Genomic DNA, 11,809 nt, shown 5'->3' with positions numbered 1-11,809 from the left:
CCTGGCCATCGCCAACGACACCGAGTTCGGCCTGGGCGCCGGCGTGTGGACGCGCGACATCAACCGCGCCTACCGCATGGGCCGCGGTATCAAGGCCGGGCGCGTCTGGACCAACTGCTACCACCTGTACCCGGCGCACGCTGCCTTTGGCGGCTATAAAAAGTCCGGGGTCGGGCGCGAAACCCACAAGATGATGCTCGACCACTATCAGCAGACCAAGAACCTGCTGGTGAGCTACGACATCAACCCGCTGGGCTTCTTCTGAAACTGCCAATTTGCCAATTGAACGCAGCCAACTAAAACGACGCCCCGCCGCCTGCGGCGGGGCGTGAAGGAGTCCCAACATGTCCAAAGAGACAATCGCCACACCCTCGCACGGCGGTGTGGAAACTGAAGCGGTCAGTGCCGACTACTTCGCCAACCGGCAACTGAAACAAGGCGCCGCCGGCTGGATCCTGTTGATCGGCCTGGGCGTGGCCTACGTGATCTCCGGCGACTACGCCGGCTGGAACTTCGGCCTGGCCCAAGGCGGCTGGGGCGGCATGTTCATCGCCACGCTGCTGATGGCGACCATGTACCTGTGCATGTGTTTCTCGCTGGCCGAACTGTCGTCGATGATCCCCACCGCCGGCGGCGGCTACGGCTTCACCCGCACCGCCTTCGGGCCCTGGGGCGGCTTTTTGACCGGTACGGCGATCCTCATCGAATACGCCATCGCGCCGGCGGCCATCGCCTGTTTTATCGGTGCCTACTGCGAGTCGCTGTTCGGCGTCGGCGGCTGGATCATCTACCTGGTGTTCTACGTGGTGTTCATCGGCATCCACATCCTCGGTGCCGGGGAGGCGCTGAAGCTGATGTTCGCCATCACCGCCGTCGCCGCCATCGCCCTGGGCGTGTACATCGTCGCCATGGCGCCGCACTTCCAGGTCGCCAACCTGTTCGACATTCCCGCCACCGACGCCAAGGGTGCCAGCAGCTTCCTGCCCTTCGGCTACCTGGGCATCTGGGCCGCCCTGCCCTACGGCATCTGGTTCTTCCTGGCGGTCGAAGGCGTGCCGCTGGCTGCCGAGGAAACCAAGGATCCCAAGCGCGACCTGCCACGCGGCCTGATCGGCGCGGTGCTGGTGCTGCTGGTGTTCGCCGGGCTGATTCTGCTAGTCGGCCCAGGCGCCGCCGGTGCCCAGTCGCTGGTGGCTTCGGGTAACCCGCTGGTTGAATCGCTGGTCAAGGTCTACGGCGGTTCCACCTGGATGAGCCAGTTCGTCAACCTGGTCGGCCTGGCCGGTCTGATCGCCAGTTTCTTCTCGATCATCTACGCCTACTCGCGGCAGATCTTCGCCCTGTCGCGCGCCGGCTACCTGCCACGCAGCCTGTCGCTGACCAACCGCAACAAGGCGCCGGTCATGGCCCTGATCGTCCCGGGCATCATCGGCTTCGGCCTGTCGCTGACCGGCCAGGGTGACCTGCTGATTCTGGTCGCGGTTTTCGGCGCCACCCTGTCTTACGTACTGATGATGGCGGCGCACATCACCCTGCGCAGCCGTCGTCCCGACATGCCGCGCCCCTATCGCACCCCCGGTGGCGTGCTGACCTCGTCGGTGGCTCTGGTGCTGGCAGCGGTAGCGCTGGTGGCCTGCTTCCTGGTCGACCTGCGGGTCGTGATCGGCGCGGCAGTCATCTACGCTCTGTTCATTGCCTACTTCGCGCTGTACAGCCGCCACCACCTGGTGTCCGGCACGCCGGAGGAAGAGTTCGCGGCGATTCAGGCTGCCGAGCAGTCACTGCGTTAACCCCTTGCAGCGGCCGCTGAGAAGCGGCCGCGACAGGAGACATGATTCATGGCTGGATTCACTCACACCATCGCCCACATGACCTGGCGCTTCGACAGCCTGCGCGAGCTGATGGCCAAGGCCAGCCCGGCCCGCTCCGGTGATTACCTGGCCGAGGTCGCCGCGCAGAGCGACGCCGAACGCGCCGCAGCGCAGATGGCCCTGGCCGACGTGCCGCTCAAGCATTTCCTGCAGGAAGCGGTGATTCCCTATGAACAGGACGAAGTCACCCGGCTGATCGTCGACACCCATGATGCCGACGCCTTCGCCCCGGTCAGCCACCTGACGGTGGGCGGGCTGCGCGACTGGCTGCTCAGCGATGCCGCCGACGAAACCAGCCTGACCGCCCTGGCACCGGGGCTCACCCCGGAAATGGCCGCGGCGGTGTCGAAGATCATGCGCGTGCAGGATCTGGTGCTGGTTGCCCAGAAGACCCGCGTGGTCACCAAATTCCGTAACACCATGGGCCTGCGCGGGCGGATGTCCACGCGCCTGCAGCCCAACCACCCGACCGACGATCCGGCGGGCATCGCCGCCAGCATCCTCGACGGCCTGCTCTACGGTAACGGTGATGCGATGATCGGCATCAACCCGGCCACCGATAGCGCCAGTTCGATCCGCGCGCTGGTGGACATGCTAGACGCGATCATCCAGCGCTACGAGATCCCCACCCAATCCTGCGTGCTGACACACGTCACCAGCTCCATCGCCGCCATCGAGCGCGGTGCGCCGCTGGACTTGGTGTTCCAGTCGATCGCCGGCACCGAGGCGGCCAACGCCAGCTTCGGCGTGACCCTCAAGGTGCTGCAGGAAGGCTACGAAGCCGGCCTGAGCCTCAAGCGCGGCACCCTGGGCAACAACCTCATGTATTTCGAGACCGGCCAGGGCAGCGCGCTGTCGGCCAACGCCAACCATGGCGTCGACCAGCAGACCTGCGAAACCCGCGCCTACGCCGTGGCCCGGCACTTCAACCCGTTTCTGGTCAACACCGTGGTCGGCTTCATCGGCCCGGAATACCTGTACAACGGCAAACAGATCATCCGCGCCGGCCTGGAAGATCACTTCTGCGGCAAGCTGCTCGGCGTGCCCATGGGCTGCGACATCTGCTACACCAACCACGCCGAAGCCGACCAGGACGACATGGACACCCTGCTGACCCTGCTCGGCACGGCCGGCATCAACTTCATCATGGGTATCCCCGGCTCGGATGACGTGATGCTCAACTACCAGACCACGTCGTTTCACGATGCCCTGTACGCGCGCAAGGTGCTCGGCCTGCATGCGGCGCCGGAGTTCGAAGCCTGGCTGGCGCGCATGGGCATCTTCCAGCAACAGGGCGGCCGCCTGCATATGGGTAACGAGCTGCCGCCGGCATTTCGCCAGGCCCTGGCGCAACTGACTTGAGAGGTCGCCATGTCCGATAAATCCCCCGCTACGCCCAACCCCTGGCAGCATCTGCGCCAGCTGACCCCGGCGCGTATCGCCCTGGGCCGCGCCGGCACCAGCCTGCCTACCGCCGCGCAACTGGATTTCCAGTTCGCCCATGCCCAGGCCCGCGATGCCGTGCACCTGCCCTTCGACCATGAAGGGCTGTGCGAAGAGCTGCAGGGCCGCGGCCTGGATACCCTGCTACTGCACAGCGCCGCGGCGGACCGGCACACCTACCTGCAGCGCCCGGACCTTGGCCGGCGCCTGGACGAAGAATCCGCCAACGCCCTGGACGACTACGCCAGGGAAAACGGCCGCGACTATGACCTGGCCATCGTCATCGCCGATGGCCTGTCTTCCCTAGCCGTGCGCCGTCACAGCCTGCCATTTCTGGAAAAGCTACTGGAGCAGATCACCGAGGAAGGCTGGAAACTGGCGCCCATCAGCCTGGTACAACAGGGCCGGGTGGCGGTTGCCGATGAAGTGGGCGAGCGGCTGGGCGCCAAGATGACGGTGATCCTGATCGGCGAACGTCCAGGGCTCAGCTCACCGGACAGCCTGGGCCTGTACTTCACCTACGCACCGCGGGTCGGCCTCAATGACGCCTACCGCAACTGCATCTCCAACGTGCGGCTGGAAGGCCTGAGCTACGGTATGGCGACCTTCCGGTTGCTATATCTGATGCGCGAAGCCTGCCGCCGCCAGCTGTCGGGCGTGGATCTGAAGGACGAAGCCGAAGTGCCGACTCTGGAAGACGCAGGGCCGGGGAATTTTTTGTTGCCGGATCAGCGATGAAGCAATAGGTCGTAGCCGTAGGATGAGGCGGGCCGCGTAGGTGAAACCCATCGGCGTAGGATGGGTTTCACCCATCCTACGGCCTGTCCCCAAACCTCTCGCGGCTAAAGCCGCTCCCACGCCTGGTGCCTTTGTGGGAGCGACTTTAGCCGCGATCTTTATCGAACTCAATGTGCCTCGATACGAAAGCCCAGCCTCGGAAAGTGCACATGCACGACGCCGGCGCGATCATCTTCGCGGCGCAGGATCAGCTCCTCGGCGCCGGCGAATAGCAGCTCACCCTCGACTGCCTCTACGCCATAATCGATAGCCGAAACGGCCACCCGCTGTCCGGCCTTGAAACCGTTCGGATCGGCGAACGCTTCTTCGGGCAGCGCCGCAGGTGTGGCGGCGCGCGCGACCTCGACGGCTGCTTCACTGCTCAGGTCCTGCGGGTTGCCGTGCCCGAACGAGAGCACGCGCTCCAGCCAGGCGACTACCGCCGGGTAGCCATCGACCAGCGGTGATGTCACCGGGGTGGCGCGCAGGAACCATAGTGGATGCGCCATGGCGATATCGGCCAGGCTCGCCTCGCCAAACAGGAAATCACCGCCGCTGGCCTCCAGTTGCGCCTGCAGGCGGGTCATGAAGCCAGGCCACTGGTGCTTGGCCTGCTCGGCCGGCAGGCGGGTAGCCTGGCCGTCCGAGAACAGCTTGCTGCGGTCGGCGATGAAGGTCTGCAAGAATTCCGGCGGCGCCTTGGCGAACCGCACAGAGATGGATTCGGGCTGGAACACCAGGCTCACCGCATGCTGGAACACTACCGAGTCCGCCCACTGGGCGAATGCGGCGACGGCAAACGCCTGCTTGCCGGGCAGCAACGTCGGTTGCGGCTGGTGCGCTTCCAGGCGGCGGGCAATCAGCGCGGTGTCGCAGTAGATATCGGCGCCGATCTGCAGCACCGGCGTCTTGCGGTAGCCGCCAGTGAGGGCGGTGAGGTCCGGCTTGGGCATCACCGGCGGAATCTGCACCGAGCGCCAGGCCAGGTTCTTGAAGCCCATCAGCAGGCGCGCCTTCTCGGCGAAGGGCGACGTAGGGTAATGGTGCAGGATCAGATCAGACATGGAAGCCTCCGGGAACGGATGAGCGCCCAGCTTAACTCAGCTTCCCCACAGCGTTAGATAGATTCCAGCGGGGCTGATGGCAGCTCATCAAGCACATGCATCAGGCTGCCGGTGGCCACCAGGGCCTCCTTGGCACCCTTGCCGAGACGCTTGATCGCCCGTTCGCGGCGCAGGGCGTCGCCCTTGCCCGGGCAGCTTTCGCTGTAGACCAGGGCCACCGCCGGGCTGGAGAAGAAGAACCGCGCGCCCTTGCCGCTCTGATGCTGGGCGAAGCGCCGCTGTGGATCATCACTGATGCCGCAGTAGAGCGCGCCATTGGCGGCGCGCACGAGGTAGACGAACCAGGGTTTATCGGCGCTGACGCTCATCACGCGGTCAGGCGAACCACTCGCGGGCCGAACGCCACACGCACATGCCCACGAAGTAGGCCGAGGACAGGCCCCACAGCACCAGCAGCCACACCGGCTGAGCGGGGAACTGCATGATCAGGCCAGCACAGGCGAACATCCACACCATGGTCACGGCGATGTTGATGGGCATGAACTGCTTGACCCGGAACGGGTGCAGGAACTTCATGCGGGTCAGGGTCAGGCCGGCCAGTACCATGATCACCGCGAAAGTGACCCAGGGTTCGAAGTCCAGCAGGTAGAGGTAAACCACCACCACGTTCCAGGCGGCAGGGAAGCCGACGAAGTAGTTGTCCTTGCTCTTCATGTTGACGTTGCAGAAGCAGAACAGCGACGACAGCAGGATCACGCCCACCGACAGCAGCAACGTGTATTCGGGCAGCGGGATGAAGCGGTATACGAAGATCGCCGGGATGAATACGTAGGTGAGGTAGTCGATCACCAAGTCGAGGGTCGAGCCATCGAAATGCGGCAGCACCACCTTGACGTCGTACTTGCGTGCCAGCGTGCCGTCCAGGCCGTCGACCAGCAGCGCCAGCCCCAGCCACAGGAGGCAACTCTCCGCCCGCCCCTCGATCAGCGCGAGCAGCGCCAGCATACCGAGGATGACTCCGCTCGCGGTTACCGCGTGCACGCTCCAGGCCTTGGCTTTACGGGGGGATACGGACATAACACTCATGATCGAAATACTCTGGCGGACGGGCTTTCACACGATGAATCAGGCCTTTACATGCACCTTGCCATTCATCGCTGAAGTTCTGACCGGAGAGCGTACCACTCCGTTCAGCCGCGCGCTGCTCCGCCGTGCTGCCCGTCGGACGCACGGGCGGCCTGGAACTGCCGCAAGCCGCCTCGCGCCTGCTTGCGCACGGTGTTCTTGAGCAGCGGCGTCCAGCCAATCAGCATGCCCTGAAAGCCCAGCGCCTGAGCGGCCCAGCGCCACATGTCGAAGCGGTCGCGGTGCTCGACGATCAGCCCATCGCGAATCACGAACGATGCGTCGATGCGATTGACCACGGTGCGCCCGGTCTGGGTGAACAGGTAGGTGGCCACCCATTTGGCGCTGCCGCCAGTGGCGTCACCCTGCACGTCGCTGAAGGTCAGGGAGAATTTCTTGGCCCGTGAGGTGAGCATGCGCCACATGTCGCGGGCATTCTCGCCGTTCAGCTCGCCAAAAGCCGGATCGCTGAAACGTACGTCCGGCGCGTAGCACCGTGCCATCTCCTCGGCATCGAGGCGCTGGAACGCCTGGTAGAAACGGGTGATCAGTTGGGCATTTTCTGTGGACATGGCATGGCCTCCTGGCAGTGGGCGCAAGTATCGCCCGAGCCGCAAGTGACCGCTATGGGCAAATGAGTCACACAAACACCATTTCGCCAGCATCACCAAGCAGAAACGCGCGGTTGCGCTCGGCGCAGGCACGCAGGTAATCGGCCACCAGGGTGATGCGTTTGAGCTTGCGCAGGTCCTCCCGGTAGTACAGCCAGAACTGGCGAATCACCTTCACCTCATCCGGCAGCACCTCGACCAGCCGGGCATCCGGACCTGCCAGGAAGCACGGCAGGATCGCCAGCGCCCGCCCTTGCAAGGTGGCCTGGTACTGGGCCACGACACTGGTGCTGCGCAGCGTGCTGCTGGCATTGGGCACGATGCTTTCCAGATAGAGCAGCTCCGGGCTGAATGCCAGGTCATCGACGTAGGTGATGAACGAATGCTGGCCCAGATCCTCCACCTGTCGGATCGGCGGGAGGCGCTGCAGGTATTCGGGCGTTGCGTAGAGCTTCAGGGCGTAGTCGCACAGCCGGGAGCAGACGTAGGGCCCGCGTTCGGGGCGCTCCAGGGTGATGGCGATGTCCGCCTCACGGCGCGACAGGCTGATGAAATGCGGCACCGGCAACAGGTCGATGGCGATGTTCGGATAGATGTCCTGAAAGCCGCCAAGCTGCGGCGCCACGAAATAGCTGCCGAAGCCCTCGGTCGAGCCGATGCGCACGTGGCCCGAGAGCGCCAGGCTGGCGCCCGACACCTGTTCGCAGGCCGTCTGCAGGGTGCTTTCCAGGGTCTCGGCATACCCCAGCAAGTGCTGCCCCTCCGTAGTCAGCACGAAACCGCTGGCACGCGAGCGCTCGAACAACAGGGTGCCGAGGGCCTTTTCCAGCGCGCCGATACGCCTCGACACCGTGGTGTAGTCCACGCCCAGGCGCCGTGCGGCGCTGCTGGCGGTTCGGGTACGGGCGACTTCGAGAAAGAACTTGAGGTCGTCCCAGTTCATCTGGCCGGCCGACATCATGCTTTTTTGCATAACGAACCTGTCTTTTTAGGTGCTGGATCAGAAAGTTTGCATACCTATACTCCAGACACGCAGCGCCTACCAGCTGCCCCCAGTTCCAAGTTCCTACGACAAAAACAAAAGCAGGCAACTCATGAACGACTCACACGCTCAAGGGCCGGCTGCCGGCCGCAAGCACTACCGTATCGCCGGCCTGGCCAGCATGGCGGGTACCACCATCGAGTGGTACGACTTCTTCCTCTACGGCACCGCCGCCGCGCTGGTCTTCAACAAGCTGTTCTTCCCCACCCTCGACCCGATCACCGGCGTACTGGCGGCCTTCGCCACCTATGCCGTCGGTTTCATCGGTCGGCCCCTGGGCGGCATTCTGTTCGGCCACTTCGGTGACCGCATCGGCCGCAAGTCGATGCTCATGTTCACCCTGATGATGATGGGCATCCCGACCATCGCCATCGGCCTCTTGCCCACTTACGAGCAGATCGGCTACTGGGCCGCGGCGCTGCTGGTGGTCATGCGCTTTCTGCAGGGCATGGCCGTGGGGGGCGAATGGGGCGGCGCGGTGCTGATGGCCGTCGAGCATGCGCCAGAAGGCAAGAAGGGCTTCTACGGCAGCCTGCCACAGACCGGCGTCGGCGCCGGCCTGGTGCTCTCCACCCTGGCCATGGGCGCGGTCGCCACGCTGCCCGAAGAGCAGATGCTCGCCTGGGGCTGGCGCCTGCCGTTCCTGGCCAGCGTGGTGCTGCTGGCGGTGGGCTGGCTGATTCGCGTCAAGGTCGCCGAGTCGCCGGACTTCGAGAAGCTCAAGCAGCAGGACCGCCGCGTACGTCTGCCGCTGCTGGAAGTGGTGCGCAATCACCCGCGTGCCACCCTGACCATCATCGGCGCGCGCACGGCCGAGAACGCCTGGTTCTACATGGCGGTCACCTTCGCCCTCGCCTACGCCGCCAACCAGTTGCAGATTCCCCGGGCCGACGTGCTGCATGCCATCACCGCCGGCGCCGCGCTGTCACTGGCGACCATGCCGTTCTGCGGCTGGCTGTCCGATCGCGTCGGCCAGAAGCGCCTGTACTTCACCGGGCTCTTGTTGCTGTGCGCCTTCGTCTACCCGTTCTTCGCCATGCTCGGCACTCGTGAGCCGGTGCTGGTGTGGTGGGCGATGGTGCTGGCGGTAGGCGTGGTGTTCCCGATCCTCTACGCGCCGGAATCCCTGCTGTTCGCTCGCCAGTTCCCGGCAGAGATCCGCTACAGCGGCATCTCGCTGTCGGTGCAGTTGGCCGGCGTGCTCGGCGGCGGCTTCGCACCGATGATCGCCACCAGCCTGCTGGCCGCTGCCGATGGCAGCCCCCGCTACGTGATCGCCTACCTGATCGGCATGGGCCTGGTCGCGCTGGGCTGCACCGCCCTGATGCGCAGCGACCCGCCCCGCCAACCTATCGCCAGCGCCGCGCTGGATACCGCACGTCCCGCGCCTTTGCGCGCCCGTTGATTGAAGAAAGGACTGAACAATGACCGATACCGTGAAACTGCTCATCAACGGCGAATTCGTCGAGTCACGCACCCAGCAGTGGCGCGACGTCGTCAACCCGGCCACCCAGGAGGTCCTGGCTCGGGTTCCTCTCGCCACTGCCGAGGAGATCGACGCCGCAGTGACCAGCGCCAGCCAGGCCTTCAAGACCTGGCGCAAGACGCCGGTCGGCGCCCGCGCGCGGATCTTTCTCAAGTACCAGCAACTGATCCGCGAAAACATGAAAGAGCTGGCGGCCATTCTCACGGCTGAACAGGGCAAGACCCTCGCCGACGCCGAGGGCGACGTGTTCCGCGGCCTGGAGGTGGTCGAGCACGCGGCTGGCATCGGCAACCTGCAACTCGGCGAGCTAGCCAACAACGTGGCCGGCGGCGTCGATACCTACACCCTGCTGCAGCCGTTGGGCGTGTGTGCCGGCATCACCCCGTTCAACTTCCCGGCGATGATCCCGCTGTGGATGTTCCCGATGGCCATCGCCACCGGTAACACCTTCGTGCTCAAGCCCTCCGAGCAGGACCCGATGGTGACCATGCGCCTGTGCGAACTGGCCCTGGAAGCCGGAGTGCCGCCGGGCGTGCTCAACGTGGTGCACGGCGCCGAGGACGCGGTGAACGCGATCTGCGATCACCCGGACATCAAGGCGGTGTCCTTCGTCGGCTCGACCCGCGTCGGCACCCACGTCTACAACCGCGCCAGCCAGGTCGGCAAGCGCGTGCAGTGCATGATGGGCGCCAAGAACCACGCCATCGTGCTGCCCGATGCACACAAGGAACAGACCCTCAACAACCTCGCCGGCGCCGCATTCGGCGCCGCCGGGCAACGCTGCATGGCTCTGTCGGTGGTGATTCTGGTCGGTGAAGCCCAGGGCTGGCTGCCGGACCTGGTGGCCAAGGCCGAATCGCTCAAGGTCGGCAGCGGTGTGGAAAACGGCACCGATGTCGGCCCGCTGATTTCCTGCGCGGCGCTGGACCGGGTCAGCAGCCTGATCGAACGCGGCGCCAGCGAAGGCGCGCGCCTGGTGCTCGACGGCCGTAACCCGGCGGTGGCCGGCTACGACCAAGGCAACTTCGTCGGCCCGACCATCTTCGACGCGGTAACGCCGCAGATGAGCATCTACCGCGAGGAAATCTTCGGCCCGGTGCTGTGCGTGATGCACGCCGCAACCCTGGATGAGGCCATCGCGCTGATCAATGCCAACCCCAATGGCAACGGCACGGCGATCTTCACCCGCTCCGGCGCCGCCGCCCGGCACTTCCAGGAGGAGATCGACGTTGGCCAGGTAGGCATCAACGTGCCGATTCCAGTGCCGGTGCCGATGTTTTCCTTCACCGGCTCGCGGGCGTCCAAGCTCGGCGACTTGGGCCCGTACGGCAAGCAGGTGGTGCAGTTCTATACCCAGACCAAAACCGTGACCCAGCGCTGGTTCGACGAGAGCGATGTCGGCGGCGCGGTAAACACCACCATCACCCTGAAGTGAGGCGACGACCATGAATATCGGATTCATCGGCCTGGGCAACATGGGCGCCCCCATGGCCCACAACCTGCTCAAGGCAGGCCATGCGTTGCGCGTCTTCGACCTGTCTACCGGCGCCGTCGCGGCCCTGGTGGACGCAGGTGCCAAGGGTGCCGACAGCGCCTGCGGCGTGCTGCAGGATGCCGAGATCGTCATCACCATGCTGCCGGCCTCGGCCCATGTGAAAGCGGTCTATCTCGGCGATGACGGCCTGCTGGCCAACGTGAAGCACGGGGTGCTGCTGATCGACTCCTCGACCATCGACCCGCTGTCTGCACGGGGGGTCGCCAGGGCAGCGGCTACCCACGGTAACCCGATGCTCGATGCGCCGGTGTCTGGCGGCACGGGTGGCGCGGCTGCCGGCACCCTGACCTTCATGGTCGGCGGCGCCGAGACGGACTTCGCCAAGGCCCAGCCGATCCTCGCAGCCATGGGCCGCAACATCGTGCACTGTGGCGGCAGCGGTAACGGACAGGTGGCCAAGGTGGCCAACAACATGCTCCTCGGCATTTCCATGATCGGCGTCGCCGAAGCGATGGCGCTGGGGGTGTCACTGGGCATCGACGCCAAGGTACTGGCGAACATCATCAATACCTCCAGCGGGCGCTGCTGGAGCTCGGACACCAACAACCCCTACCCCGGCGTGCTCGACAACGTGCCGGCCTCGCGCGGCTACAGCGGCGGCTTCGGTACCGACCTGATGCTCAAGGACCTGGGCCTGGCCACCGAGGCGGCGCGGCAGATCAAACAACCGGTGATACTCGGCGCCCTCGCTCAGCAGCTCTATCAACGCTTCAGTAGCGACGGGCACGGCGGCCTGGATTTCTCGGCGATCATCACCAGCTATCTGAAGCCCCAGGACAAATCGTGAGGCTAGGGGGCCAATGGGCAAAACCTGCTTCTCACCCATAAAAAAACG

General features: G+C 65.1%; 12 protein-coding genes. 7 read left to right on the top strand and 5 right to left on the bottom strand.

Going from position 1 to position 11,809, the window contains the following annotated elements:
* The 4 genes from PVA39_RS18995 to eutC all read left to right on the top strand — a co-directional run.
* Nucleotides 1-265, top strand: a 265-nt coding sequence (locus PVA39_RS18995; RefSeq protein ID WP_274123445.1) for an aldehyde dehydrogenase family protein, incomplete at its 5' end; no start/stop codon positions are given.
* A 79-nt stretch (nucleotides 266-344) separates the two neighbouring features.
* Entirely contained in the window at nucleotides 345-1,790 is a 1,446-nt protein-coding gene (gene eat / locus PVA39_RS18990; RefSeq protein WP_093505904.1) for an ethanolamine permease, read from the top strand.
* Between the two features lie 48 nt (nucleotides 1,791-1,838).
* Nucleotides 1,839-3,233, top strand: a complete 1,395-nt coding sequence (locus PVA39_RS18985; protein WP_274125349.1) for an ethanolamine ammonia-lyase subunit EutB — start codon at nucleotides 1,839-1,841, stop codon at nucleotides 3,231-3,233.
* Between the two features lie 9 nt (nucleotides 3,234-3,242).
* Nucleotides 3,243-4,052: an ethanolamine ammonia-lyase subunit EutC gene (gene eutC / locus PVA39_RS18980; protein WP_274125348.1), complete on the top strand. Its 810-nt coding sequence runs from the start codon at nucleotides 3,243-3,245 to the stop codon at nucleotides 4,050-4,052.
* A gap of 167 nt (nucleotides 4,053-4,219) precedes the next feature.
* Here eutC and PVA39_RS18975 read toward each other — a convergent pair whose 3' ends face one another.
* The 5 genes from PVA39_RS18975 to PVA39_RS18955 form a co-directional block, all read right to left on the bottom strand.
* On the bottom strand, nucleotides 4,220-5,155 hold the full coding sequence (locus PVA39_RS18975) for a glutathione S-transferase family protein (protein WP_274125347.1): 936 nt from the start codon (nucleotides 5,153-5,155) through the stop codon (nucleotides 4,220-4,222).
* 53 nt (nucleotides 5,156-5,208) lie between these two features.
* Complete coding sequence (locus PVA39_RS18970) at nucleotides 5,209-5,523, bottom strand: GIY-YIG nuclease family protein (protein ID WP_013790183.1); 315 nt, start codon at nucleotides 5,521-5,523, stop codon at nucleotides 5,209-5,211.
* Nucleotides 5,524-5,530: 7 nt separating this feature from the next.
* On the bottom strand, nucleotides 5,531-6,241 hold the full coding sequence (gene pcsA, locus PVA39_RS18965) for a phosphatidylcholine synthase (RefSeq protein WP_013790182.1): 711 nt from the start codon (nucleotides 6,239-6,241) through the stop codon (nucleotides 5,531-5,533).
* Nucleotides 6,242-6,345: 104 nt separating this feature from the next.
* Nucleotides 6,346-6,852: a nuclear transport factor 2 family protein gene (locus tag PVA39_RS18960; RefSeq protein WP_274125346.1), complete on the bottom strand. Its 507-nt coding sequence runs from the start codon at nucleotides 6,850-6,852 to the stop codon at nucleotides 6,346-6,348.
* Between the two features lie 67 nt (nucleotides 6,853-6,919).
* Entirely contained in the window at nucleotides 6,920-7,864 is a 945-nt protein-coding gene (locus tag PVA39_RS18955; protein ID WP_274125345.1) for a LysR family transcriptional regulator, read from the bottom strand.
* Between the two features lie 121 nt (nucleotides 7,865-7,985).
* On the opposite strand from PVA39_RS18955, the gene PVA39_RS18950 reads away from it, so the two are divergent.
* The 3 genes from PVA39_RS18950 to mmsB are packed head-to-tail and all read left to right on the top strand — an operon-like array spanning nucleotide 7,986 to nucleotide 11,761.
* Nucleotides 7,986-9,338: an MFS transporter gene (locus PVA39_RS18950; protein ID WP_274125344.1), complete on the top strand. Its 1,353-nt coding sequence runs from the start codon at nucleotides 7,986-7,988 to the stop codon at nucleotides 9,336-9,338.
* Between the two features lie 19 nt (nucleotides 9,339-9,357).
* A complete protein-coding gene (locus PVA39_RS18945) occupies nucleotides 9,358-10,854 on the top strand; it encodes a CoA-acylating methylmalonate-semialdehyde dehydrogenase (RefSeq protein ID WP_274125343.1) in 1,497 nt (498 codons plus the stop codon).
* Nucleotides 10,855-10,864: 10 nt separating this feature from the next.
* Entirely contained in the window at nucleotides 10,865-11,761 is an 897-nt protein-coding gene (gene mmsB / locus PVA39_RS18940) for a 3-hydroxyisobutyrate dehydrogenase (protein WP_274125342.1), read from the top strand.
* Nucleotides 11,762-11,809 lie beyond the last annotated feature (48 nt).

Origin of the sequence: Pseudomonas sp. CNPSo 3701 (assembly GCF_028674975.1) — a bacterium.
In the GTDB taxonomy this organism is placed as follows: Bacteria; Pseudomonadota; Gammaproteobacteria; order Pseudomonadales; family Pseudomonadaceae; genus Aquipseudomonas; species Aquipseudomonas straminea.
Note: the sequence above shows the minus strand (reverse complement) of the source record. Positions and strands in the feature narration are given on the sequence as shown.

Bases quoted from the DNA above. Each gene is read 5' to 3' on its own strand.
- PVA39_RS18975 (WP_274125347.1), bottom strand. From the start codon at position 5,155: ATGTCTGATCTGATCCTGCACCATTACCCTACGTCGCCCTTCGCCGAG.
- PVA39_RS18945 (WP_274125343.1), top strand. From the start codon at position 9,358: ATGACCGATACCGTGAAACTGCTCATCAACGGCGAATTCGTCGAGTCA.
- PVA39_RS18960 (WP_274125346.1), bottom strand. From the start codon at position 6,852: ATGTCCACAGAAAATGCCCAACTGATCACCCGTTTCTACCAGGCGTTC.
- mmsB (WP_274125342.1), top strand. From the start codon at position 10,865: ATGAATATCGGATTCATCGGCCTGGGCAACATGGGCGCCCCCATGGCC.
- pcsA (WP_013790182.1), bottom strand. From the start codon at position 6,241: ATGAGTGTTATGTCCGTATCCCCCCGTAAAGCCAAGGCCTGGAGCGTG.
- PVA39_RS18985 (WP_274125349.1), top strand. From the start codon at position 1,839: ATGGCTGGATTCACTCACACCATCGCCCACATGACCTGGCGCTTCGAC.
- eat (WP_093505904.1), top strand. From the start codon at position 345: ATGTCCAAAGAGACAATCGCCACACCCTCGCACGGCGGTGTGGAAACT.
- PVA39_RS18955 (WP_274125345.1), bottom strand. From the start codon at position 7,864: ATGCAAAAAAGCATGATGTCGGCCGGCCAGATGAACTGGGACGACCTC.
- PVA39_RS18970 (WP_013790183.1), bottom strand. From the start codon at position 5,523: ATGAGCGTCAGCGCCGATAAACCCTGGTTCGTCTACCTCGTGCGCGCC.
- PVA39_RS18950 (WP_274125344.1), top strand. From the start codon at position 7,986: ATGAACGACTCACACGCTCAAGGGCCGGCTGCCGGCCGCAAGCACTAC.
- eutC (WP_274125348.1), top strand. From the start codon at position 3,243: ATGTCCGATAAATCCCCCGCTACGCCCAACCCCTGGCAGCATCTGCGC.